This window comes from Acidobacteriota bacterium, from assembly GCA_040754075.1.
Lineage (GTDB): Bacteria > Acidobacteriota > Blastocatellia > UBA7656 > UBA7656 > JBFMDH01.
In genome coordinates this window covers 124811-151209 of record JBFMDH010000007.1, presented here as the reverse complement: position 1 = coordinate 151209, position 26399 = coordinate 124811, and the positions used below count along the sequence as shown (strand labels likewise).

The 26399-nt window shown below is 48.9% G+C and carries 15 protein-coding genes and 1 tRNA gene; 5 read left to right on the top strand and 11 right to left on the bottom strand.

Annotated features, from left to right (window positions below; genetic code table 11):
• Window positions 1–303: 303 nt before the first annotated feature.
• Together AB1757_10080 and AB1757_10075 are read left to right on the top strand one after the other, a co-directional pair.
• Complete coding sequence (locus AB1757_10080; protein ID MEW6127376.1) at window positions 304–1467, top strand: hypothetical protein; 1164 nt, start codon at window positions 304–306, stop codon at window positions 1465–1467.
• Between the two features lie 45 nt (window positions 1468–1512).
• Window positions 1513–2376 carry a hypothetical protein gene (locus AB1757_10075; GenBank protein ID MEW6127375.1) on the top strand — a complete coding sequence of 288 codons (864 nt, stop codon included), beginning with the start codon at window positions 1513–1515 and terminating at the stop codon, window positions 2374–2376.
• Window positions 2377–2537: 161 nt separating this feature from the next.
• Here AB1757_10075 and AB1757_10070 read toward each other — a convergent pair whose 3' ends face one another.
• The 4 genes from AB1757_10070 to AB1757_10055 all read right to left on the bottom strand — a co-directional run bounded on the left by AB1757_10070 (window position 2538) and on the right by AB1757_10055 (window position 11469).
• Complete coding sequence (locus tag AB1757_10070; GenBank protein MEW6127374.1) at window positions 2538–5882, bottom strand: S8 family serine peptidase; 3345 nt, start codon at window positions 5880–5882, stop codon at window positions 2538–2540.
• 231 nt (window positions 5883–6113) lie between these two features.
• On the bottom strand, window positions 6114–7166 hold the full coding sequence (locus tag AB1757_10065; protein ID MEW6127373.1) for a class I fructose-bisphosphate aldolase: 1053 nt from the start codon (window positions 7164–7166) through the stop codon (window positions 6114–6116).
• Between the two features lie 125 nt (window positions 7167–7291).
• On the bottom strand, window positions 7292–7450 hold the full coding sequence (locus tag AB1757_10060) for a hypothetical protein (GenBank protein MEW6127372.1): 159 nt from the start codon (window positions 7448–7450) through the stop codon (window positions 7292–7294).
• Between the two features lie 407 nt (window positions 7451–7857).
• A complete protein-coding gene (locus tag AB1757_10055) occupies window positions 7858–11469 on the bottom strand; it encodes a carboxypeptidase regulatory-like domain-containing protein (protein MEW6127371.1) in 3612 nt (1203 codons plus the stop codon).
• A gap of 373 nt (window positions 11470–11842) precedes the next feature.
• Between AB1757_10055 and AB1757_10050 the strand changes: the two genes are divergently transcribed.
• A complete protein-coding gene (locus tag AB1757_10050; GenBank protein MEW6127370.1) occupies window positions 11843–14182 on the top strand; it encodes a winged helix-turn-helix domain-containing protein in 2340 nt (779 codons plus the stop codon).
• 38 nt (window positions 14183–14220) lie between these two features.
• Here AB1757_10050 and AB1757_10045 read toward each other — a convergent pair whose 3' ends face one another.
• The gene (locus AB1757_10045) at window positions 14221–15996 is read right to left on the bottom strand and encodes a tetratricopeptide repeat protein (protein MEW6127369.1); all 1776 of its coding nucleotides are present in this window, start codon (window positions 15994–15996) and stop codon (window positions 14221–14223) included.
• A gap of 315 nt (window positions 15997–16311) precedes the next feature.
• Here AB1757_10045 and AB1757_10040 point away from each other — a divergent pair, with 315 nt between their 5' ends.
• Window positions 16312–17265 carry a M48 family metallopeptidase gene (locus AB1757_10040; GenBank protein ID MEW6127368.1) on the top strand — a complete coding sequence of 318 codons (954 nt, stop codon included), beginning with the start codon at window positions 16312–16314 and terminating at the stop codon, window positions 17263–17265.
• A gap of 123 nt (window positions 17266–17388) precedes the next feature.
• Here the strand turns inward: AB1757_10040 and AB1757_10035 are convergent.
• The 6 genes from AB1757_10035 to AB1757_10010 form a co-directional block, all read right to left on the bottom strand.
• Window positions 17389–17461: transfer RNA gene (locus tag AB1757_10035), tRNA-Glu, on the bottom strand.
• A gap of 47 nt (window positions 17462–17508) precedes the next feature.
• Entirely contained in the window at window positions 17509–18831 is a 1323-nt protein-coding gene (locus tag AB1757_10030; GenBank protein MEW6127367.1) for a glycosyltransferase family 39 protein, read from the bottom strand.
• Between the two features lie 113 nt (window positions 18832–18944).
• On the bottom strand, window positions 18945–19442 hold the full coding sequence (purE, locus tag AB1757_10025; protein ID MEW6127366.1) for a 5-(carboxyamino)imidazole ribonucleotide mutase: 498 nt from the start codon (window positions 19440–19442) through the stop codon (window positions 18945–18947).
• An 80-nt stretch (window positions 19443–19522) separates the two neighbouring features.
• The gene (locus AB1757_10020; GenBank protein MEW6127365.1) at window positions 19523–22612 is read right to left on the bottom strand and encodes a two-component regulator propeller domain-containing protein; all 3090 of its coding nucleotides are present in this window, start codon (window positions 22610–22612) and stop codon (window positions 19523–19525) included.
• Between the two features lie 42 nt (window positions 22613–22654).
• Window positions 22655–23419, bottom strand: a complete 765-nt coding sequence (locus AB1757_10015; GenBank protein ID MEW6127364.1) for a response regulator transcription factor — start codon at window positions 23417–23419, stop codon at window positions 22655–22657.
• 66 nt (window positions 23420–23485) lie between these two features.
• Entirely contained in the window at window positions 23486–24520 is a 1035-nt protein-coding gene (locus AB1757_10010; protein ID MEW6127363.1) for a hypothetical protein, read from the bottom strand.
• Between the two features lie 185 nt (window positions 24521–24705).
• Between AB1757_10010 and AB1757_10005 the strand changes: the two genes are divergently transcribed.
• Window positions 24706–26232 (top strand): DUF3142 domain-containing protein, encoded by a 1527-nt coding sequence (locus AB1757_10005; GenBank protein MEW6127362.1) that lies wholly within the window; start codon window positions 24706–24708, stop codon window positions 26230–26232.
• The last annotated feature ends 167 nt before the right edge of the window (window positions 26233–26399 follow it).

Genomic DNA, 26399 nt, shown 5'->3' with positions numbered 1-26399 from the left:
CGGACATTTTTTCGGTCGAGAAGTCGTTTAGAATCAACCGCTGTTTGGGGCTAAAATGAATTAATTGCAAGTTAGGGTTACCCCTGACTTGCAATTAATTCAGCCGCTCACGAAAAATCAACAACTTACGGCATTCTATCCGTCAAAAAGTGTCCGAACCATTGTTTGTAAAAAGTGGAATTGCTTTCGCGTAAATAGTGGCATATGCTTTGGGCAATTTATTCCTGATTTGAAGCCGGGGTGTTCTTCCTTTGCTGATATGCGCAAGCGAATCAGCCCAACTGAGTAGAAGGAGAAAAGAGGATGACAAAAAAACCAACCTGGTTAAATCGCTATCGGTCAATTTCGTTTTTCGTAGTTACCCTGAGTTTCACAGTACCAATTATGGCGTTTATTTCGCCTGTGTACGGGCAACAGGAAAAAGTGGTTGAAAGGCTCAAGGGTTTTAGTTATGTACCGATTGATGTGGTGGAAGTAAAAACGGCTGACAGAATTGTTTCGCTTGGTGAACCATTCAATGCGGATAGGGAATGGTTAAAGGGCATCAGTTTTAAATTGAAAAATAATTTTGATAGAGAGATTACCTATATCCAGATTGGGCTGATATTCCCTGAAATTCCAACCACTGGAATCGGGGTAGCATTTCCGATGCATCAGGGAAAAAATCCCTATTGGGATGAAGTCCATAATCAACGTGTTCAACCTATATCAGTAAAACCCGGCGAAGAAATAACCTTTACGGTTGATGAATCTCAGTATCGAAGTTTGGTTAAGGTTGTGGAAAACAAACAACCCGTCTCAAGCATAAACAAAGTGTTGATAGAAATCCGGTTCGTAGTTTTTACAGATAACATGGGTTGGCGTTCAGGGGATTTTCTCCGGCAAGACCCATCTGATTCAATGCGATGGAAAACTGTTAGTCTATATCCGCCAGCTAAACAACCGGAGAAAGTTTTTGAACGATATAGAACTTTTCGCCCCGAGCCAGTAGAGGTTATTGAGATGAAATCGGCGGACAAATCTGTTTCGTTTGGCGAAAAATTTGCCGCAGACGATGATTGGTTAAAAGGTGCAACTTTCAGATTGAAAAATAATTTTGATAGGGAGATTGTTTACCTCAATCTCTACCTATCTTTTCCTGAAACGCTTGCTACAGGTATTGGAATGCTATTTACCATTAACCAAGGTCGTCACCCAAGTACGCAGGGGGAATATATTAAAAATGTGCCACCATTATCCCTAAAACCCGGCGAAGAAATAACCTTTGTGCTTGATGAGGCACGTTATCTTAACCTGATTAAATTTATCGAAACGAGACAATCCATATCCACGATAAACCGAGTAAAGGTGTCCATCGGTTTTATTGGATTTGCTGATGGACTTGGTTGGAGTACCGGGGAGTTTATGCGACAAGACCCCGCAAATCCGCGTCGATGGGTTCCTGTTGATTCAATACCGCCCAAGTGACCATCGGTAATCTCATTCCAAATGAGGGAAGAAGGGAGTCTGCAAATGTTCAAATTAATATTGGTCGGTACAATAATCGTGATCGCGGTAATCGTAATTGCCGTCATTCCAAGAACCAAAGGAACGACAACTCAGCCTTCTAAAATAGAAACAATGAGTTTTTCTGTAGATGGGGTGAGGCTGGTTAGCCCGAATGATTCAACGTTTGATAAATTCATTGCCGAAAAAACCGATAAAGGCGCGGTTGATTCTTATGCAGTTTATGTCGTGAATCAAGGAGCCAGATCGGTAGCCGCCTGTCTATTGAAATGGGAACTGGCAATGCCAGACGGAAACGTGATTACTCATACTCGCGCCCGGAAGGGAAGCCTGGAAATTATTGCCGAAGGACAAGTATCACATTTTAGTGATGCCATTCCTCCAAATGGCAAATTGCTTTTTTCATTAACTGACGCTGACCCCGGCGGAGGAAGAAAAATCAGAATGGGAGGCGGAGGAGCAGACATTAATCGGCAAGCGGCAGAAAGCGTAAAAATTACAGTATCCATCGATGGGATTTTATTTGCTGATGGTACGTTTGTCGGAACCGATAGTAGCAATTACTTTGAAGCATTAAAGGGTGAGGTTGATGCCAAAAGTGAGTTGAATACCGAAATTGCCCGGTTAGCAGACAAAGTGGTAAACCCTGATGCGCTACTAAATCACTTGGAAAAATATACGAAGGTAACAATGGAGAGTCAGCAACCGTCATCAAGTGATAACACACGCTACTCGTTTTGGAAACAATTAGAGAAAAAATCCTATGCTAATCGGCTTCAATTAATGAGAAGAAGTAAAGGCGATAGATTTGTTGTGGATTTTGTAAAAGCTGAGATAGGCAAGCCGCAAATTGCCCTGCGAAAAATCTAAGTCGCGCAGGTTATGAATAATGATTTGAAGGTTACAACTTGCTTGAACCTCTTTGGCAAGCAATGCAATTTAATGTCATTTAAGGCTGAATGGAGTGCGGTACTTGTTTACCGCACTCTCAATCAAATAGACGAACACTGTTTGCAAGCGCCTCGACACCTTTAACTTTTCGGGCGTTTGCGTTTGAATTCAAATAAGGGTGAAACCTGTCCGGTGGTGCCGATGCGCGCCGAGAGGTTGACGAATTTGCCTTCCGGGAAACGCTTCAACAGTTTCGGATCGGCGATGATGATTTTTTTACACGACCCGTCTGCGGCATCGCATTTGTCGAAACTGATTTTCTTGAGCTTGAGGTCATCTGCAAATATCAACGTGTCATCTTTGCGAAATGCCCTGCCATTTACTTCCATCGTGCTTTTGCCTTCCGCCGGAGTGATGAATTCCACCTCAGTAATAATCGGCTGGGGCCACGAACTGAATTTACCTTCGGACATTTTCGCCGTCATATTGCCCGCGCCATCAAAAACCGATATGCGTATGCGCCCGCGTTCGGTATTGAGCGACACCGGCACTTGCCATTCATAAAAATGAAGGTCGCCGCTACTGGGCGCTGCAATATCGGCAATCGCCTGGAAAGCGTTGCCGTTATCGAGCGAATATTCCAACACGCGCCTCACGACGCCGACATTATCCGATTCGCGCCATTTGATAATCGCTTTAGTGCCACCGCCAATCACTGAACTCCCGGTTGGCGAAAGCACAACCAAATCCGGCGCAGTTAAATCGGGCGGTCCCGGAACGATTTTGAAACTCACGAAATTGACGGTGGTTGCGGGCAAATTCACACCATCAAGCGCGGTCACGCGAATCTTGCCATTGTCTGTCGGCAGCGCCGGAACTTTCCAATTGAATGACCGCGTGTTGCCATCCAAAGCGGCAATCACATCATAGGTCGAGCCGTTGTTCGATGAAAATTCGACGAACTGATTTTTAATCGCTTTATCATCCGAAGCGTCCCACGAAATCTGCACCACATTACCGGCTTGAAATGTTTCGCCGCCAACCGGCGTCAATAAATTGACGAACGGCGGCGCATCAACCGAACCACCACCGCCACCGCTCTGAGTTTGGACATTGTAAATCACTAGCGCGAAATCCTGATCGGTGCCGTCGCCATTTCCCGTCACCCCGTCACCTGCGATATTGGTCGCGATGACGCGAACTTCAAATTCGCCGGTGGTGCCTTCCGGCAGCCATACGGATTCGAGGTTGTTCACTAAATCGGCAGCGCCGCCGGTCGTTGAAACTGCGCCGTTGAAATGATTGCCATAATAAGTTTGACCGTTGATGATAACCTGCAAATCGAGATTATTGACTACGGGATTAGCCGCCGGATTTCCCGGCGCATCTGTCCACGCCAGTGTCACTCTGAACGCTTTGCCGGGATTTGCCACGCGGCCTCTCACCACTTTGACATTGCCGGTATCTGCGAAGGTTTCGCTCTGGTCAATCAATATGCGTTGGGTTTCATCGAGCGCGCGTCCCAAATTCATCAGCCCCCAACCTTGATGAAACCCCGGCAAACTGTCGTTCGCCATTTCGCCGGTCATGTAAGTTGTTGAATTCGTCAGATAGGCTTTAATCATCGCGGGACTCGGAGCTTTGCCTGTGGATTGCTGAAAGAATTGGCGAAGCAATGCCGCGCCGCCCGATACCGCAGGGCAGGCGTGACTGGTGCCCGATGACCAGGTGTATAGCGTCTGACTGTTCGGATAATAGCGATTGCAAACGCCGCCACCGAGGTAGCCGCGATATTGCGAAGCGGCTCCTTGAATGTGTGTGCCGGGCGCGGTGATATCCGGTTTCACGCGCCCTTCAAAGGTTCGCCCACCCGATGAAAAATCAATCAATGAAAGCGCATCGTCCGCGCCATCGGTTTCAATGCGGCAACCGTCTGTGCCTTCGCGAAGATTTTCGCTTGCGCCAACCGTGATGACGTTTTTCGCGATGCCGGGTGTAGAAAGCGGGCCATCAGGTCCGCGATTTCCCGCTGCAAAAACGATGGTCAATTCCTGATTACCATCTATAGTTCGCCGCGCATCTCGCACCAGTGAATCGTAGGTCTGACAATCAACCGAATAAGCATTGCCATAGGCTCCCCAACTGTTTGAAGAAATGCGCGCGTTGTCGCGATACATCGCATCGGTGATTTCTACATAATTGGGATTGGTGAAATCCGGGTCAAAAATTTTGGTTGCGCCGAGTCGAATAAACGGATGAATGCCGAGTCCGTAAGCGTAGCCGTTCGCGTCGGTGTATTGCGCGCCGGTTCCGACATTGTAACCGCCGACAATTGATGCGTTGATGGTGCCGTGTCCTGTGCCGTCCTGCGAAGTTCCTTCCAAACCTACATAGCCCATCAAGCGCGAATAGAGCACGCGGGAAGCGCCTGCTTGATTGAGAAAGTCTTGATGCATTGCATCGGGGTCGAGGATTCCTTTATCGAATCCCGAATCGACAATATCGACGAGAAAGTCGGGCGTTGACGCGAGATTTTTTGACCTGAGCCAGTTGAGATAGCCGGGATTTGCGAGTTGACTGGTGGTGAGCAAATTGCCGGAAACGATCAACCCCTGGCGTTCGTCAAAGAGTTCCGGTTTGTTGTAGGGTTCAATCCAGGTGACATCGCTCAACCTTGCAACTTCGGCGATTTTACTGGCGCGAATTTTGACGCGAAGGTTTGCGAGATTTTTCGCGCCTTCGACTTCCTGTTCGATATTGGCAAGCGCAGCGAGTTTGCGAATTTGTTTTTCGAGTTTGTTGCTGTTGACGAGTTGCACCGTCGCGTAAACTTCCTGTTCGGAATCAAGCGCCAGTTCCGGCGCGACTTTATATCCCGGTTTATAATCGCCAATCCATTGAATGAAACTGTTGGTTGCCGTTGCCAGAGTTTTGACCTGCGCCATCTGTTCGCTATTGGCGCGAATCAAGTAGGCATTATTGGGCACATAGGAAATCACCTCCGTCGTTGAATCGAGCAAATCAAACCAATCGGCTTTGACGGGACCAACCATTTGCACGAGGAACAATCCGTCTTCGGCAACTTCGGCTTCGGATTGAATGCGTAAAGCCTGTTGCGGGTTTTGGGTGGTGTCAAAGGTCGCGGCACGAAGGGTGATTAAATTCAAGTCATCGCGAACCACCGGGGTTTCGGATTCAATCGCCATATTTTCCGTCGCTTCGGTCGGCGCTTTCATCAACATGAACTCGCCATAATCGGCAACCAGTTCGCCGCCGCTTGCCAGCGCCGATTGTTTTAAGGCTTCCTGCGATTTATTGATGAGGATTTTATGAAACGGCGCGCGGCTGCGATAAGTGTGGTCAGTCGCGACGATTTTTGTCGAAGCGGTTTTTGCAGTATCCGATTGGACAAGTGAAAAATTTGCGAGAATGATTGCGAAAATAAACAGGATGATAGCTGAAAGACGAACGAGAAACTGGGTCATGTGCATTACCTGATGAAGTGATGCAAACGATTACTCGGAAAAATTTTGGTGAGGGAGACTAAAGGCTCCGAGGAGGGCGAATCGCTGCTCGCGGCAAACGTTTTAAAGCGCAGGGGCAGACATTTCAGTGATGTTCGGATGGTAAGCTGCGACCCTTTCGGAGTCAATACTTTTGTCGGTGGAAGGAAGGGAAAAGAGTGATGAGTCACGGCTCACCACTCTTTTGAAAAATTAAGCGATGGTGATTTCCGGCGCGAGGTAAACGTTTTGAATGGCGTTTAATATCTTCACGCCTTCGGGCATCGGTTTTTGAAATGCTTTGCGTCCTGAAATCAACCCCGTGCCCCCGGCGCGTTTGTTAATCACAGCGGTTTTAACGGCTTGTTGTATGTCGTTTTCGCCCGACGCGCCGCCCGAATTAATCAATCCCATTCTGCCCATATAACAGTTCGCCACCTGATAGCGCGTCAAATCAATCGGGTGGTCAGAGGTGAGTTCCGAATAAACTTTTTTGTGGGTCTTGCCGAATTTCAAGGCGTTGTAGCCGCCATTGGTTTCCGGCAACTTCTGCTTGATGATGTCGGCTTCGATGGTAACCCCCAGGTGATTGGCTTGCCCGGTTAAATCCGCCGCCGTGTGATAATCGACGCCATCTTTATTGAATGCCGAGTTGCGAAGGTAGCACCACAGGACGGTGAACATTCCCAGTTCGTGGGCGTGGGCGAAGGCGGCGGTGACCTCTTGAATCTGGCGTCTTGATTCATCGGAACCGAAATAAATCGTCGCGCCGACACCAACACAACCCTGATCGAATGCCTGATCAATCGACGCAAACATAATCTGATCGAAAGCATTCGGATAAGAGATAAATTCATTGTGATTGACCTTCAAAATGAAGGGGATTTTGTGGGCATACTTTCGCGATACACTGCCAAGCACGCCAAGCGTCGTCGCGACGCCGTTGCAGCCGCCTTCGATGGCAAGCCGTATGATATTTTCCGGGTCAAAGTATTCGGGGTTGGGGGCAAACGATGCGCCCGCTGAATGCTCTATGCCCTGATCGACCGGCAGAATTGAAACATAACCGGTTCCCGCGAGTCTTCCGTGATTGAATAGCGAACCGAGATTGCGCAACACGTTCGGTGTGCGGTCGGTGTTGATGAATACACGGTCGAGAAAATCGGGACCCGGTAGATGGAGATTTTCTTTTGGAATGGTTTTCGATTGATAGGTTAATAATGTCTCAGCCTCATCACCTAAAATTTTTTCTATTTCCTTTATCATGACATCCTCCTTTTTCGGTTATGAAAATCGTTTCGTTTAGCCTCTGGAATTGCTGATGACAACGATAGGCAATTTTATTCCTTGCTAATTTATCCGGTCAAACTGGAAGTCGCCAGAACCCTCGTTCAAATGATGCGATTATCGCCCGATTTGCGGAACCATCCGGTGGTCACAACCAGGTAACCGGCTTTCAATAAAAGCAGAATATAGCACAACATTGAAAGAGTGGTGATAACAAAACCTTTTATCACTTCATAAATCAAGCCTGCAAAAATTTCCGGCATTTAGAATTTGATTGCCGCTTTTGGGGTGAAAGCTAACTCCGCTCAGTTACGAACTCTCAGGTGTTCTGCCCATAATATGAAAGCTGCAATGCAAGATAAAGGTTATCTCGCAGCCTGTTGAATCAGGTCTGCGGTCAAGGATTTGCGTTTTAGTGAGGTTGATTTTTTAATAGGAATCGCCATCCACAGGGCTTTATCAGTGGAGACCGTTCAGGGTGAAACGATGCGTGTAGAGCGCCGCACAACAGCAATTTGCGTTGTCTAAAATCAGGCTTAAATCATCAGCCTGGTAGAGCGATGGTTAGCATCTGACGGGCATTGCCCGTCAGATGCTAACCATCGCTCTATTCCAGACTAACCGGTTGAATGACCCGGTTTTTTAATTACCTGATTGCGGTCAGGCAAATTTAAAACTCAAAACGCAACATCCATTGCATGGTGCGGTTCGGTCGGTAGCCGAAAGCTGCGCCAAACCCGGTGCGATTGGTTAGCGGATTGGCTGCATTACCCGTAACCAGGGTGCTGCTTCCCGGAGCCGTAAAACTGGCACCAAAAAAGTTCGTAAAGGCGACCTGCGTATGGTTCAGCGCATTGAAGGCATCAAGACGAGCTTCGATTCTCAGGCTTTCCCAAAAGAAGAATCTCTTGGAAAGCGACATATCCCAATTGTTAATTGGCGGCGCGTTTATCAGCAGGTCGTCGCGATTGGTCTCCAGCCCTTTGCTGCCTACTTGCGGAGCTTGGAAAGCGGCAATATTGAACAGATGAAAATCATCCTTGTTGGCTACGGCTTTGGGGTCGCCAATCAGCACACAACGGGGAGCATTATCGCTCGATGAACCGGTCAGATTGATGGTGCCGTATCCGGTAATGCCACATGTAACCAGTTCAGGTTCCCCGCTTTGGAACCGATAAATACCGGAGAGTTGCCAATTGTTGGTCAGCAGTCCGAGAAAACGATTCCTGGTTGGATTGGGAAATTCATACACCCAGTTAAAGTTAAAGTTATGGGTGCGGTCAAATCCCAGACGACCATAATTGATTTGGTCGTTTCCATCAATCCGAACCCCGCCATCCTGATCGCCGCTGGTAATGCCACGCGCTCTGCTCAGGGTGTAATTGGCATTCAACAGCAAGCCTTTGGCAAAGCGACGGGTAGCGGTCATTTGCATTGAATGGTAATTGGAGTTTTCATTAAATTCCAAATACCGGATGTCGCCAAACCCTTTATAGGGACGATACAAATTAGCCGGAAGGGCATTGGAACCGGGTATCGTGGGATTCGCCGCCTTAGTTGGGTCCTGATTTTCCGGCAAAAATGCCGAGCCAAAAGGCGTTGAGTTGATTGACCGATAGTGTGGCAAATGGTGTCCCATCGAGCCAACGTAAGAGACGTCTAAAACAGTATCAAACGGTAGTTTGTATTGGACGCCGAAATTGAATGAATAAGTGGATGGAATTTTCGCATCCAGTTCGATGGCTTTGATGTTCGGCGGACTGATGGTCGAAACGGCGTTGGCGCTGGTGATATTCTGGAGCAAACCGAAATCGAAAACCGAGGAGATGGTAGTCGGCGGATTTTCGTTATAGTCATAAATGAGGTTGCCTTGCGCCCGGTCATAGAATATCCCAAAACCGCCGCGCAGGATTAAATTGTGATTTCCCAGTACATCAAAAGCAAAGCCGAACCTCGGAGCGAATTGAATGCCCTGGTCGGCTGTCAAGCCTTCTTCAACCCCGCCGGTTCCGGCAAGAAAAAGTCCGTTGGCAATATTTCCAGACCCCGGAACAACCCGTCCTACAAAAAGCGTGTCGAGTAAAGTATTGGCTAAGGTTAAAGGGACACCCGAAGCCAGCACCGCCGGATCAACGGCGCGACGGGCAGAGGTTTGCGAACCACCTGAACAGGTTCGCGCGCCATTGATACACACCGGCACATACAGTCTGGGGGCAGCCGCAGGGTCGTATTTGCTCGGCACAAAATTGGAAGCCAATAGATTCGCATCGCGCGCCGGTGGCAACCAGGAAAACCGCATTCCATAATCCAGCGTCAGCCGTCGCGATATTTTCCAGTTGTCCTGGGCATACCATTCAAGGTTGAAATACTTGTAACGCCCGGTCGTGCCTGACGAAGCTTGCGTATAGTTTGAATAGACGCCGGTGATGGCGTTGGAAAAACCTTGCTGGGTGTCAAAGGGATTATTGGCGCTGTCAGAAAAACTGATGCCGCCGTTTTTCAAAATTCGATTGGTTTGATTCTTGGTACTCCAATGGTAGGTCGATCCAAATTTGGCAAAATGCTGCCCCCAAATTTTTGACATGCTCCCGACAATATCATCGGTTCGGCTGATATAGGATTGCGGCGCGGCTCCGGCTTGATAGCTTGGCGTGTTGCCAAGTCGTCCGCCAAAGCCAAACTGCGTCAAGATGTCGTCCACCACGGCGCTTGGATAGATCAAAGGCAAGTCTTGCAATCCGCTTGCGGTTCGTGTGTAGGCATCGGTGTTGGGTCTGCCATCAACCGTATTTTTGCTGAAGCCGTAAGTGAATTCGACAACCGTGGTTGGATTGAGCGTTCCATTTAAGGTCGTGGCATAACTAACCCTTGGCAGGGTTTGCTTGATGCCAAATTGCCCGAGGTTGCCAAAAAGGATAAAACCCAAAAAATTGTAGGGACTGACGCCATCCGATTCATTATTGAGTAGCCGACCATAGACCAGCCAATCTTTATTGAGGGTGTAATCCATTCGCAAAGTGTCATTGCGCTCTTTGGTGGTATTGGGTATTTGTTCCTTGTAGTTGAAATTTTCACTGCCCACCGGGGTGTAGTTTGGCAAAGGATACAGAGAGAGAATTTTGATGCCCGGCGCATAAAGGCGATTCTGCGGGATTTTTCCCAAGACGCCGCCATCTTTAAAACAGCCTGCGGTGTTGGAGGCGTTACAAGGCAAACCCAAAGTCCAGTCACGAATGAATGGAAACAGATTGCCGTTTCCATCACGCGATTGAGAAAAGTCACCTTGTCGCTCAAGCGCCGTCGGAACGCGAACGTTTCTTACCGAATTGGGAGTGGTTCTGGGATTCCACTCTTGATTCCAGAAAAAGAAAAGCTTATTCCTGTTTTTGTTGAAGACGCCGGGAATGTAAACCGGCCCGCCGATGGTATAACCGGGGTCTTCCTGGTCTGTAATATCTCTCGGTCGTTTGTTGCGGTTATTATCAAAGGAATTGGCATTGATTCCCGTATGTCGGCGATAGTAATAGAAAGACCCGTGAAAATCATGTGAGCCGCTGCGGGTGACGGCAAGAATCTGTGCGCCGGAAGAGCGTCCATACTCCGGTTGATAAGTGGAGGTTAAGAGTTTGAATTCGCCGACCGAATCCAGCGGGATTCTGGATAGTTGGGAATTGTTGCCGACGTCAACGCTGGTGATGCCATCAATCTGGACATTATTGGAGTTGGTCCTTACGCCATTAACGCTCAGGTTGGTGCTGTTTTCGGTATTGCCGTCGCCTGCCCCGGTGGTTACGACGCCCGGCGCTAAGGTAGCAAGATTGATATAACTTCGGGTTTTTACGCCGGTGTTGCGAATCACTTCGCCTTGAATCGCAAAGGAACGCTCGCCGCTTTCAGCCTGTATGGGAGTGGCTTCGCTGGTTACGCTCACGGTTTCGGTAACGGCTCCCACTTCCAAACTCAGATTGCCGAGTGTCAGTCGGTCGTTGGCAATGAGCGTGATGGCTTTACGTTCCTGGCTTTTGAAGCCCGATGCTTCAATTCTCAAGGTATAGGTTCCTGGCGGAACCTGTGGAAGCACAAACCGCCCCTCGTTATCGGTGATTGCTGTCAGGGAAAAGCCTTTGCTTTCTTCGGTGGCTGTCACCGTGGCGTTGGCAATGGCAGACTGTTGCTGATCAACGATGGTTCCGGTGATTGAACCGCTGGTGGTTTGAGCCAACCCCGGTGCTGTGCAAAGCACGCAGAGCATAGTAAATATTGATAGTATTTTTAGACGCATGACCTACCTCCCGTTAGTGAGTGAAATCCGTGCCTCAACGATGTAACCAAATGCACGCTATGAATTTTCTGATTTTTTTGACCGCGCATTCCCGCGCTTCTGAGCGTTATGCAAAGCCGACCGCTCAGATTGAAGTAACGAGCTTCTTTGAGATTTGAAATGCGAGTCTTGATAGACTAGAGGACATCACTCTCCGCCGAGCGGATTTGCCTCGCCAGGTGCTCGCTTGTTTATTGATTCTGATTTATAATTTCCAATCTCAAAAGGAAAATACTCTTAGTAGCCTGAAATGTCTTTGGCTATCCCCTGTAAAAATCGTGAAAAATTCATCGCTCGAATGAAAAATTTCTGAAAAGTTTTGGATATGTAAGAAATGGAAGGTGTTAAGCAAAAAGGAGTGGTCAGGTATTACGAGTTCGGTCCGTTTGTTGTGGATGTGGCAAAATCCATTCTGCTACGCAACGGAGAACTGGTGCCGATTGGTTTGAAAGCTTTTGAGGTGTTGCTGGCATTGATTCAGCAGCAGGGAGAGGTGCTGAAGAAAGATGAGTTGCTCAAGGAAGTCTGGCAGGATACGGTCGTTGAAGAAAACAACCTGGCGCGAACCATTTCGGCATTGAGAAAGGCGCTCGACGATCACCTGGGTGCGCCACAATATATTGCGACGGTTCCGGGGCGGGGCTACCGGTTTGTGGCTGGCGTAAAAGAGATCAAGCAGGAAAGCGAGGCGCTTAATGAACTGGCGACCAAAAGGTCGAATGGACACCGGGCTAGTCAGAAAAGAGAAACGCCTATTGACTCGGGTCGAGCGGCGCTGCCGGAGACACGCCTGGTTAGCCCACTGCGATATTACCAGAAGGGGTTGATTGCTCTTCTGGTCATGGTGATTGTCGGGGGGATTATCGCCCTGGTAGTTGTGCAACTGCGCCAAAAGCCGCAAGTGCAGTTGCCACGCAAACTCTGGCAATTGACTTTTGATGCGGGTCTGGAGAGTGAGCCGACCTGGTCGCCAGACGGGCGACTGATCGCTTACACTTCGGATCGTTCCGGCAATTTTGACATCTGGGTACAGCCGGTTGGTGAAGGCAATCCGGTTCGGATTACGACCTCGGCGGCGCATGACTGGCAGCCGGATTGGGCACCGGAGGGCAATCGTCTCGTCTTCCGCTCCGAGCGTGAAGGAGGCGGGCTATACGTTGTTCCGGTACTTGGCGGGAACGAACACAAGGTTGCCTCCTTCGGCTACCGTCCGCGCTGGTCGCCGGACGGCACGGAAATTCTTTTTTACACTTCCATTTTGCGCACCAATACTGCCGAAATTCCCAAACTCTATGTGGTAGGGCTGGATGGCAAACCGCCGCGTGAGGTGCTGACCGATTTTCTCGCCGATTTCATCTCTTTCTGTGCATCCTGGCATCCTGACGGGCAGCGGGTTTCGGTGTGGGGAAATCATTTTGAACAAGGGCAGGGATTTTGGACGGTGCCGCTGGCAGGTGGTAAGCCCGTCAAGTCAGAATACGCCGCGACGGTTACCGAACAATTCAAGGAAGCTGCGGTAAACTTTCAAGGATTTCAATGGTCATCTGCCGGTGATGCGCTCTTTTTTGAAGGCGTTTCATCAAGCGTAAAAAGCTTATGGAAAGTTAGCATCGATGCCAAAAGTTTGCGCTGGCTGGCAGGACCGGAACGATTAACCGCAGGCGCTGGATTGGATACGGATGTCGTGGTCTCTCGAAACGGCAAGAATCTGGCGTTCACTTCGCGCATTGAGCAAACCCGCATCTGGTCATTTCCTTTCAACGCGACTACGGGAATTGCCAACGCTGCTGGACAGCCCATCACTCCGGTAGGAATGGAGGCGTTTTTCCCAGACCTGACTGCTGATGGTCGCAGCCTGGTGTTTGTCACCAGCCGGGCAGGAAAACGGGAATTGCGAATTAAATCACTGTCTGATGGACGGGAAGCGATTTTAATCACCGATGATTTATCGCGCTCGTCGCCTCGTTGGTCGCGTGATGGTAAACGATTGGCATACAGCCGTGAAAATACTGCCAAATCGGTAGGCGCGCAGAATCGTTGGGACTTGGCGTTTATGTCGGTTGAGGGCGGCGACGAACAGGTACTTACGACGGCGAGCGCGTTGGTCGAACCGACCTGGGATTGGTCTATCGATGGCTCTTGGATACTGGCGGGATTTATGCGCGGCACACCTGTACGCCGGTTGATTGGCAAGATTCCCTTGTCCGCCGTACCCCATGCCGAAGCCCAAATGCAGGTGGTAACCGCTCACCCGGACGAGAATCTCTATCAGGCACGGTTTTCTCCCGATGACCGGTGGATCAGTTTTTGTACAGCCAGGATGAATCAGGCGGGAATCTCTACGATTTATGTGGTTTCTGCCGCAGGGGGTGATTGGACGCGCATCACCGAAAGCCGCAGTTTCGATGACAAACCACGATGGTCGCCGGATGGGAAAATCCTCTACTTCATTTCCAATCGAACCGGCTTCTTCAATGTCTGGGGAGTTCGCTTCAATCCATTAAAAGGGCAGCCGGTGGGCGAACCTTTTCGCGTCACAACCTTTGACAGTCCCAGTCAAATCATTCTGGAAGATGTGCGAAATATGGAACTGGCTTTAGCCGCTGACCGTCTGATTTTGCCTATGATGGAGGTCACCGGAAACATCTGGATTCTGGAAAATGTCGAGCAATAGACCTGGGGTCAGCGAATTCGCTTTAATGCGAATTCACTTTATTGCGTTGTGCATTTCTGTTCGACCAAACGCTTCAAGGCTTGAGCGTCCTGATCGGTTGGCGCGATTTGCAAGGCTTTCGTCAAAGCGGCTCGGGCATTCACGCAATCATTTTTCAAAACATAAATACGACCCGAAAGAATGTGTGCTGCCGCGAGTTGCGGATTCCAGAATAAAGCGGCTTTCAGGGCATTGATGGCGCGGTCAAAATCGCCGCGTCGTTCATAAACTCTGGCGATTAACAGATGGGCTTCGTAATTTTGCGGCGCAACCTGTAAGAGGTTCTGACTGGTGGTGAGCGCCTCTTCATCGCGTCCACCAAAAAACGCGGTGCGGGCTTTTTCGAGCATCGCATCAGCCTGAGTTGGCGTGGCGCTAGTGGCATTGATGGCGTTGGCGCGTTCATCCTTGTCGCGTTTGAACCGGTAATAATTGGGTTTGCTGAAAGTCTTTTTCATGCGCGCCAGAACCGGCGCACCCTTGACTTCCCACTGCGCGAAATTGGGCAGTAACCGCTTCGCCTGATTCGCCGCCTCGCTTGCGCCCGCCTGGTCGCCCAGTCCGGTGAGCGCCTTGCTTAGAATATAATAAGCCTCGCCGTCATCGGTTCGGCGTTCGAGTTCGCGTCGGAGCATCCCCGCAGCGTTGGCATAATCTTTCGCCAGATAGTAGGCATAACCGAGATTAAACAGCGCATCGGTATCACGCGGGGCGACATCGACCGCCGGTTTCAAATGTTGCAGAGCTTCGGCAATCTGCTTTTGTTTGATAAGCAACACGCCGATGTTGTTATAAACCTCATAAAGCGGCAAGGCGGCTGCGAGTTTCTGTTGCCCTTCAATCGCGGCATCGGTGAGTCCCAAAGCGTTTTGCGCGACGCCGATATAAAATTGCGCTTCATCATAACGCGGGTCGCGGTCTGAGAGTTTTGCCAGTAAGTCAATCGCTTCTTTATATTCGCCCGATTCATAGCGAATACGACCGAGTTCAAACATCGCAGAGATGTAATAACCGCGAACCTTGTCGTTAAACTCGTTAATGGCTTTTTCGAGAAATTCGATTTGCGCCTGGCGTTCACGGGTCAGCGTGCCTTTGATGTAGTTCTCAAATGCGCCAATCGGCGCAAGCGTCGCCTGGGTGGTTAATTCGACTTGTGAATAAGGCAGCGCGGGATTGCGTTTGTAGAGGATTTCGTAAGCCAGCGTCCCTTGAAATTCCTGAAGTTTGTATAAATCGCCACCGAGGTTGAATTCGCCAATCAAACGACCTTCGCGAATATCAATCAATCGCGCAGTAATCGCAACAGTTCGCTCAACCGGTTTTTCCTGGGTGGTGTCGGTTTTAGGTTTCGGTTGTTCGGTCTTATCTTTATCGCGGTCATCGGAAATTCGATAGGTGCCAATGACGACCAGCGTTGCGCCGGCGCGTTCGGCAATTTTAATCATGGTGGCGCGCGTCAAGATAGCAGTTGGCGGCAAGCCTTCCTGCTTGTACGCGACATTGCGCTCATCCGGGCGGATGGCGATTAAACCGGGTTTATCGAGCAATTCCGATAACGTCGAAGCGAAACTTTCGCCAATCCAGTTGTATTCAGTGCGACCCGATACATTTTCAAACGGCATAATGACAATCGTATCGCTGCCGACGAGGTTACGGGCTGCGGTTTTGTGTTCAAGCGCAAAAAACTGAGTCGAGAGCGTGAGGATAAATAAGAGAATTTTAAAATGATGTTTAAACATACAAAAAAACGAATCGGGCTGACCTGCGTTTTTCAACGTGTTACTGCCTGAAAAGTTCGATTAGTAATTTTAGATTCACTATGCATTTTGGGTTAAGCAGATAATCAACTTTCGGGTTGCACAGCGTCCTTTCCCGGTCGATTCACAAACCATCATTGTGAAGTTAGAATGCTGCTTCTGTCAACAAAGCCAACAAACCGTCTGTGGTCAATTCGCCAATGAAAATTTTTTGATAAATGATGGCTTGACATAACCAGGGAAAATCGAATTTCGGATGATGTTAGATTTGCTCAAAAAAAGTTTGAAATGAATTTGCGGCTTTCACCAGTCTAATCTGTAAGGAGGTAGTATATGTCGAGTAGTGTTTTTGAACGAGTTCGTTTTACAGGGATGACGCCGGATGCTTTTCAACATCCTTTAGACCGCATCGCAACGGAAAACCTCAAACGGGTAAAAGGCTTTGACTGGCTGTGTCGCAAATTTGTCGAATATGGCATTGAGCGTATTGAGTACGTGCAAAATATCGGCGGTTCTGTGCGGGTTGCCCCGCGACAGATGCCCTTGATTTATGAAATGCTGCGCGAATGCTGTGCGATTCTGGATGTCGATGAGCCTGAACTTTATGTCAGCAACGGCCCGGTCAACGCTTACACTTCCGGTCACGACCATCCGTTCATCGTTTTGCAAACCGGATTGATTGACTTGATGACCGATACCGAAGTGATGGGCGTCATCGCTCATGAACTTGGGCACATTAAGTGCGGTCATGTGCTGTACAAAACCATGGCGCGTGCCATCAAACCATTCTTTGAAATGCTGGGTTCGGCTACTCTGGGCGCAGGCAAACTGGTCGGCGCAGGAATCGAAGCGGCACTGGGTGCCTGGGATCAACGCTCGGAACTCAGTTCCGACCGCGCCGCATTGTTGGTTTTGCAGGACGCCACGCCTTGTCTTTCGATGCTGATGAAACTGGCAGGCGGAACGCGACGAATGCCTGAGCAATTGAGTGTTGAACAGTTTCTCAATCAGGCAAGAGCTTATCGGGAAGGCATGGATGAAAAGATGCTCGACCGCTTTTATCGCTTCATCGGCAGCATGGGCATCACTCATCCGTTTCCCGTGGAGCGCGCCAGAGCCTTGGATGAATGGGTAAACAGTGCAGAGTATCAGGCGATTCTTGCCGGAAATTATCCGCGTAAACCAGTCTTGCTGCCGGCGGGCAAAACCTGCCCGACCTGTAAACAAACGGCTCAGCCGAATGACCGGTTTTGTAACCACTGCGGCACGCCCATCAAAACCCATTGAGGTTGAGCCGCTCGAATATGACGATTACTTACTTGGCGGGTAGTTTCAGTATGGTTTAAAAAAGAATCTGCCGCACCCAAGCGGTTAATCTTCGATGCGGCAGCAAGTAAAGCATATGATGAATGACCCGTACGGGATTTGAACCCGTGTTGCCGCCGTGAAAGGGCGGTGTCCTAGGCCCCTAGACGAACGGGTCAAAGAACGAAATTGAGATACTAGCGGAAGACGCCCGCTCGCGCAAGGTTAGTATGAAAAACTTTTCTCTCTGGATTTATTTTTTCCATTTTTCAAATTCGATGTGACTTTTTCAAAAGGAAAAACTGCCGGTTGTTTAAAGACCATTGCCACCAACCCACTTATAGCAGTGGCGGCGAAAACCAGAAGCAAGGGTTCGATAGTACAACGAAATCTTGAAGAGCCGTAAAACACCAAAACGCTCATCAACGTCGCGAATATCGGTGCAATTAAAATCAACAATTCTCTGCGAAGTAATTTTCGTCGTTTAAAAAAGAGCCAACTGCCCGCCAGTATAAAGGGCAACAGCAGGCCATATGACAATCCAACCAACAAATTAAATTTATGGTTCGGAGTTTTTAATATCGGCGTCCAGAACGCATAAAATTTGTACCAGAGTAATCGCGGAATTACCTGTGGGTGATTCTTTAAAAAACTTTTGCCGTATTGCCATTCGTGTCGGTCGCGCTCAGCTTCGGATAAATCTCTGAGGAGATTTTTTTGTTCTTCAAAGGTTTCCGTGGTTACCCAGTCACCATGAAGTTGCGGGTCATCCAAAACCAATTGATTATTGCTGCCCCAGAAGGTTGAGCCACCATTGGTGGTAATCATCACGAATTGCTGCTGTGCCAAATAATTTCGCAATGTCCAGGGCGCGATGACCAATCCCGCTGCAAAAGCGAAAACTGCAATCGGAAAAATGAGTTTTAAAAAATTACGGCGATATAAAAATAGGATGGCGATGGCAAAAAACGGAATAAACAGTACGGCTACAGGACGTGTGAGTGCCGCCATACCAAGCAGCAGCCCGCTCATAAAAAAATCCCTTGAGGACAGGGCTTTACTGGCTCTTAAAAAAAGAAAAATCGAAGTGGTTAGCAATAATGTGTAGAGCGGTTCACTGGCAAAATGGATGTTGTAATAAATTAAATTCGGATAGATGGCAGCAAGCAAAGCGGCAATCATAGCCGTAAAATCATTGGTAATTTCGCGTGTGAGAAAAAAAACCGGAAAGACCAACAATGTGCCGATCAACGCAAAACAGACGCGCGCCGCGAAAAAATTATCCACGCCAAAAATTTCGTAGATACCTGCAAGCAGCAATGGAAACCCCGGCGCGCGAAAGGTTGTCGGGCTGCCTTCTACAATTGAAAATTGGTGATGAAGCGCAAGGTTTTCAGCAATCTGATTGAATTCAACGCCATCGACGCCGAAACCTTCCGGCGAGGGGCCCGAATGGATGCCTTCAAACAAACCACTGGCAGTGAGGCGCAGCGCAAAGGCTAATAGGAAAATGAATGAAAGACTGAGCAGAAGGTTGTTCTTGGACACTCTCCCCCGCAACAGCTCCGCAAAAATTTTCATAGGATAATGGAGAAAATAATCATTGGCTCAAAAATTCCTTGATGCGTGCATATTTATTGCTGTAGACCTAAGCGGTTGCTTCAACAGGTTGGGTCACGCGGGTCTGGGTTATCCAACACATTTTGGGTCTGCGATTCGCGAAAGCGTTTAAGCGCATTTTTAATCTCCGGGTATTTGTTTGCCAGCATCGCTGCGGCATAAAGTGCCGCATTTATCGCGCCGGCTTTACCGATTGCCACGGTGCCGACCGGAATGCCTGCGGGCATCTGGACAATCGAAAGCAATGAATCTATCCCTTTCAACATTTTTGATTCAACCGGAACCCCGACCACCGGAAGCGAAGTTTTCGCCGCCGTCATTCCCGGCAGATGCGCCGCGCCACCTGCGCCTGCAATAATTACTTCAAGACCGCGAGTTTCGGCAGTCGAGGCGTATTCAAAAAGTAAATCCGGTGTGCGATGTGCCGATACGACGCGCACTTCAAAGGGTACATTAAGCGCGGTTAAGGTTTCAGCAGCATTCGCCATGGTCTCCCAATCCGATTTTGAACCCATAATGATTCCGACCAGTGGTTGCATAATGTTTGGTTTCCTTGTTGATTTTTGAGCAAGCGATTATAACGGGGATTGCCGCGATTGGTGAAATGCCTGATGCCCGGTTAAATGGAGATTGGAGATTGGGCTAATTTGCGAAAAATGAAAAGCGTGCCGCCGGTGGATTGGCGAATCCAATTGACCTCTGCATCAATCAAACTGGCGCGGGTGCGAATGTTGGCAATGCCGCGCCCTTTTTTCTCTTCGGTTGATAAATCAAATCCGCAACCATCATCTTCGATTTCAAGGATGAAATTGTTGTCGGCATCAACGCGGGCGCGCAATCGAACCTGCGAAGCCTGGGCGTGACGTGAAATATTGCTGATGGCTTCCTGGGCGATACGATAGATGTGAATCTGCATCACGGTCGGAAGATTCAATTTTTCTTCAATAAACTCTTCGCACGCAAATTCGTAAGCGAAACGGTTTTCTGCGGGAAGATGGGCGACGGCTTCTGTAAGCGCCCATTCGAGCGCCGCTGCAAACCCGACATTTTCTAAAACCGACGGGCTTAAATCTTCGCAGATGCGGCGGATTTCCGAAGAGATGGATTCGATTTCCGCGCGAAACAGTTTCGGGTCAATCGATTGATGACCATTGGTTTTTTCAGTTATTGAAAGCTGGTCGGAAAGCATCATCAGTTTCCTTAAATCGGCAAGCGTCTGGTCGTGCAAATCACGGGAAATCCGGCGGCGTTCGGTTTCGGTTTCATTCGCCAGTTGCATACGGGTTTCAGCGAGTTGTTGATTGGTGATGGCTAACGCTTCATGGCTGCGGGCGATTTTCTGATTTTGCCGGTAACCCCAGAACATGGCGAGAATGGCTAATAAAAGCAAAACCGCAAGTGCGGTGGTTGTCCAGGGAAATGGCGCGCGTTGCACGGCGAAATTTACGGTCAGCGGTTCGGAAGCGATTAGGTCGTTGGTGTAGGCGCGAACCGTGAGTCGGTATTCGCCGTTTCTTAAATTTTGTACCACCATTTGCGAATCTCTGGAAATTTTTTGAGTGATTAAACGGCCGGTGCTGTCAAAGAGAACAAAAGCATATTGAAATTGTTCGGGGAAGGTTCGGCTGCCGATTGCCGCTGCTTCAACCAGTAAACTGTTTTGCGGGTATTCAAGATTGATTTGCGAGGCAATCTCCCGCGGTTGATAAGCCCGGTTGCCGATGACGCGGGAAATTTTTAGAACCGGAGCCATATTGTTGGTTTCATAGCGAACCACCCCGCTATTGGTGCCAATCCATAATTCGTTTTCAGCCGTTGGTAAAACCGCAAAAACTTTTTGCGAAGGCAAGCCTTGTTCGCTGTCGAACCGCGAAATAATCGGCTCGCCGCGTTCATCAAGCAGAACTTTAAAAAATCCGCTCCCCGAGGTTGCGCACCACACGAAGGGCGCAGAATTGCTCGCTGGAATAACCGCGCGGGCTTCGACGCTTTCAATCAAATGCTGCAATTTTCCATTTGCGAAAACCGATAACCCTTCGTTGGTGGCAAACCACAGCGCGCCGTCTGCGGTTTGGGTGATTGCCCAAATGGTTTGATTTTTTAAGCTGTCGAAATCTGGCTCTCTGATTGCCTGTCTCCCGTCAAAAACAAATAAGCCGCCCTCGGCTGTGCCAATCAGCAATCGCCCATTTTTATCCGCAAAAAGACTAACCACCAGACGTTTTCCCAACTCATTATTTTCAACCGGAAAAATGGTTGTGCGATTTTCACCGTCAAATTTATCGACGCCGTTTTCAAAGCTCGCTAAAAAAATGGTGTTTTGAAATTTACAAAACGCCCGGATGCTTTCGGTTTGATTGTTCGGCGAAGTTTCTGATTCCGCGCGCTCGAAGGCGCGGCTGCCGGTAAAATATCGTGATGTAAAACGCAGGTCTTTTTTCCCTGAATACAAGCCCGAATGGGTTCCCACCAGTAAGTGATTTTCTGCGGTTTCAATCATCGCATAGATGCTTTTTCCTGAAAGTTCAGCGACCTCCTGCCAGATGGGTGAGGTTTTTAAACGCACGAACAACCCGCGATTGGTGCCGCACCAGATAAGCCCGTCCGCTGATTGAAACAGCGCGCGAATGAAATTACTTTCGGCAAACGGTGAAATGGTTTCAACGCGCATGCCTTGCGGGTCAAAGCGGCAAACGCCTCTGTCGGTGCCTATCCAGACCACGCCTTCACGGTCAAAAAAGATGGTATAGATATTATTTGACCTTAGTCCCCCGGCAGTATTTTCAAAGGTCAGATGTTCGATAGCTTCCGTGCCTTTAAAAACAAACACTCCATCTTTTTGGGTCCCCACCCAGAAGGTTTCTATGTTAGCGAATTTCAGCGCCGTGACCGTATTGGTATCGGCATTGATTTTTTTGGAGCGCGACAGGGCATCAAGCTGATATAAACCGTTGTGGGAATCCTTGGCTTGCGCGCCAATCCAGAATTGCTGATGCGGATCACGAGCAATCGCTTCAATAAAAAACGGACGCGGGTTGATGGTGAGTTCCTTTATTTCTTTGCCTTCGATCTGTAACAATCCCCGCCCGCGTGTTCCGATAATCAGGGAATTTTCACTCACGAATTCAACGCTGGTCAGCGGCAGCGGCGAGTTGTTCGCTTCGATGTTGAGTAAGGGATTGTCTTGAGGCGAAATGGTGAACAGATGAGTTGGGAATGTCGATATTGAATAGCTGAAAATGAAACCTTCTTCACTGACCATCGCGATATTTCGACCAACAGCAATCGCGTTAATACTTTTTTCTCTGGTTTCCGCAAGCAATTGAAATTGATTGTTTGACCAGATGCCTGCGCCTTTGTCAGTGCCAATCCATAAGCGTTGCAGCAAATCAAAGGTCAGCACACGAACCCGGGTATTGGTCAATTCTTCAATAACGATTTTTTCGATTCGCCGTCCGTCAAACTTCGCCAGTCCGCCATCTGTGCCAAACCACAATGTCCCATCCTGATCCTGAGCGATAGCCTGCACATGGTCAGATGGCAACCCATGAAAAAGTGTTACTGCGCCCCATTGGTGAAGATTGGCAGGGGGTTGTGGATTGGCATTCTGAGCAGTTGTATGGAGAGGATAGAGAACCGGAATCACGGCAATCAACAAGAGGAGATAAAGCACTCGACGAAACGTTAATACTTGGTTTGTCAGATTCACCACTTCACCTCTTCACCGGTTCACCTCTTCATTGATTTGCCGCTATAGCTTTCGCTTTTTGGTTTCTTCGTCGTAACGTTTGCGGTCGCGTTCAATCCAACTCTCCAATTCCGTGGCGGCTTTTTCGAGTTCATCGCTGTTGATGAGTCCGCGCCTGAGCGCTTCAAAAAACGCCCGGGTGCGGACGTTGTAAGCCAGGCGGTCATAATTTTCATTCACGGTTCCGACCGGCGATGAGATAAACAGTTTTTCGTAAAGCGTCGCCAAACGGCTTTCAACCCCGCGTAAACTCAAACTGCATTTACGAGCAATCGCCCAGTTCGACAGCCCCATCGCCAGGTAGTACAAAGCTTCGGCTTCAAACTCAGTAAGCAGCGGACGCTTGAATGAATCTTTGAACGCCGGGTCAATCATATCCGCGCCGTCTTCTAAAACCGCCGCGATGAATCTCAGGAAACGGGTTTCGGGATTGTTCTTATCGATGAAACCATAAGCCGGAGCCGGTTTGACGGATTTCACCAGTTTGCGAATTTCATTGATATAAATTTCGTGGGGAAATTGTGTCCAGAAAATGATGCGCGCCGCAGGATAATTTTTCCAGATGGCGCGCGCCGCTTTTACGCCCGACAGTTTGGGCATCTGAATATCCATCACGCAGAGCGCCGGGCGATGTTTGAGCGCCAGTTCAATAGTCTCTTCGCCATCGCCCGCTTCAATCACCGGCAGATGAGCGATGAATTCGCGTTCCAAAGTTTCGCGCAAATAAGTGCGCTGTGCGACGTTATCTTCTGCAATCAAAATCGCCATATTTTAGTAATCAGTGACAAGTGATGAGTGATGAGTTAAAAGCCCTTGCTCATCACTCATCACTTGTCACTTTGAAACCCAGATGAGTTCGGGGCTGAGGTTATCAGCAAAACGTTTGCCGAACAGTGAAACCGTGTACCGTTGTTTGATGATTTCTTCGAGCCAGGTTTTAACCGTTTCTTTATCCGACCAAAGAGCCAGAATTTTGCGACCTTCGGTGGAATCCATCACCAATTGTGCAGAGCCATACCAGCGATCAGGTGTGCAGGTGATTTCTTTGCCGCTTGTCTCCTGAATCGTACAGGAAAATTCTTCCTCATCGCTCGCGTCTTTCGCCCAGGTGAAACCGGTCATTCGTCCGGTTGTGAATGGCGTATGGTTTGCCAGGTCTGGCGCGAACGGGTGACGCCCGGGCTGGGGTTTTACGGCTGCGTGATTCGGGCGATTGGTAAAGCGCGTGTAGAGCGGAAATGAATGCTTGCCGAATTTGCCATTGACCCGTTGCCAGCGCGCACCACTCGCCTTGTAAATATTGGTTATCCAATAGCCGTCATCGAAATTCATGAAAACCAGTTCGGCTTTACCGTCGCCGTTCATATCAACCAAATCGGCAAGCGTTTTTTTCTCCCAGTCAAAATAGCCCTCGGCTTCAAACGGAACCGGGCGACCGGTTGCATCGAATAATAGCGTATAAATGTGGGCGGTTGGCGCAAGCCCATTGCCGCCCGTGTAAAACAGAAAAATAAAATCGCCAATGCGGTTTTTATCGAGGTCAGCCGCAAAGAAATCGCCGCCGAGTCCGCCTTTGTTGCCGATATAAACCACCCAGGGCTTTCCAAATTTATCTTTACCGGAAAGCGTGATGCCCAGTTCACTCTCGGTGTCGAAGTTGAATTCCGCGCCATTCATGCCAATGGGAAATTGTTTCGGCAATTCATTCAACTTCGAGGTATCGAAAGTCGCAAGATAACGAATCGGAAAAGGCTTTCCCCTTTCGGCTTTGGTAAGCGGCAGATAGTCAAGATGTTGTGCGAATAGATTTCCGACAAAGTAAAAAACATAAGAACAAGCAATCAGAATTAATTTTAAAGATGTTTTCATCCCTTGTCCTCGATTCACCCAAAAAGCTGTTGCAAGATTTTTATCTTTTTAATGGGCAAGAATCAATGTGGTAATCCACAGTTCAGAGAGGCGTATATCCCCTGAGTAAATTCTGCGGTCTGCCAATTCAATGGATGTTGAAGAACACGTAACCTCACTTTCCGCTCTTGCAGATAATCCTCGCAATGTTCAAAGCCTTTTCATCAAAACGATTCAGCTCGCAACGGTTCACCGGATTGGTAGCGGTTGTGACAGGCTTGGCGGTCATCACCCTTCTCATTACCCAATATAGAAAACCCCACGCATGGCGAACTGACGAATTACCACTGGTGTTCTGGTCGTGGCGAAACCAGTTACCAAATCAAAGCGACATTCAGGCTGCGATTGATGCGTTGAACGCGAGAGCCTTGTTTGTGCGAGCCGGACAGATAGACTATGAAAATTCAAAGCTGCGGCGGATTAGAGAAACGCAAGGGCGTTTGCCGCGAAACCTTGACCTGCATCTGGTCTATAACGCAACCAGAACCACGCTGGCAGCATTTGAGACTTTGCAGGTAGGAGAACTGGCTGAAGTTCTTTGCGTCACTTTTCACGATGATTGTCAGCGGGCATTACGTGAAGGCGCAGTGGTTGTCGGATTGCAACTTGATTTCGATGTGCCGACGAGGTTGCTTCCGCGTTATGCCAAACTCATTCATAAGCTGAGAAAACGCCTGAAATCCAATGCGCAGGTTAGCCTTACAGGGCTGCCGACGTGGATGGGTTCGGCTGATTTATCCGATGCGCTTGAGCAGGTCTCTTTTTGGATTCCTCAATGTTATGGGGCGATGATCCCGCAACGGTTAGATGTGATCGCGCCAATTTCTTCACCTGAAAGCGTAGCCGGTTGGGTTGCAAGAGCCGCAGAGCTTAAACGCCCGTTTTATGCGGGAATTTCGGCTTATGGTTATGCCATTCATTACTCGCGCGGCGGACAATTGATTGAAGTGCGTGGCGATTTAGACCCGGCGTTGATTGCCAGCCATTCACAAATGGCAGTGGTCGAAGGTCACCGGTTTAATGACCGAAAAGACGCAGGCGAATGGCGCGTGGTCTATCAAGCGCGTGGCGATGCGTTAATTGATGGATTGGCATTGCGCGCAGGTGAATATGTGATGCTGGATATACCCAGCGTTGAATCGCTTCGTCAGTCCGTAAGAAGCGTTCGCGAAGAAGGCGGGCGATTTCTCCTTGGCGTTTGTGTGTTTCGGCTGCCGTCTGATCAGGATCAAACCAATTTAAGCTTAAAAGAGATTGCCTGTGCATTCAGGGATGAAACGCCTTCCCCGCAGATTGCTATCGAAATGGAAAGGCAGAACCCAGTCTCGGATGAGCAGGCACAGTTGATGATAACGATCATCAATCGTGGCACCTTGACCCCGCCACCGGGCGAAGACTTTTTAACGGTTGAGTTATTCATTCCGAAACCGTGCCTGATTGATGTAATCACTGATGACACGCTGGCTTATGAAACGTTATTTAACAATCAAGTGTGCAGCCAATACCGAGCTAACCGGCTGCGCTTGAAATCGCGCTATTTACCGGTCGGCAGGCAAACGCGAGCAGTCATAAAAATTGAAGGCGAAGCGCCCGAAACTTTTCAAGCTTCAGTTTCCTTGCGAATCAGTGAAGACCAGATGCGCCGGAATAAGCAACTCATAACCGTCAAATAGGTGAATGCATGATAACCCTTAACACCTTCAAAGCCCGCTTCAATCAAGTCTTTAGACAACCCCGACCCATTGGTTTTTTAGTGGGTGTAATCATAATTGCAATTGTGACCACTGCAACCCTGATGGCTTGTAGTTGGGCTGCGGGTACGGAACACTCCGTGAGATTC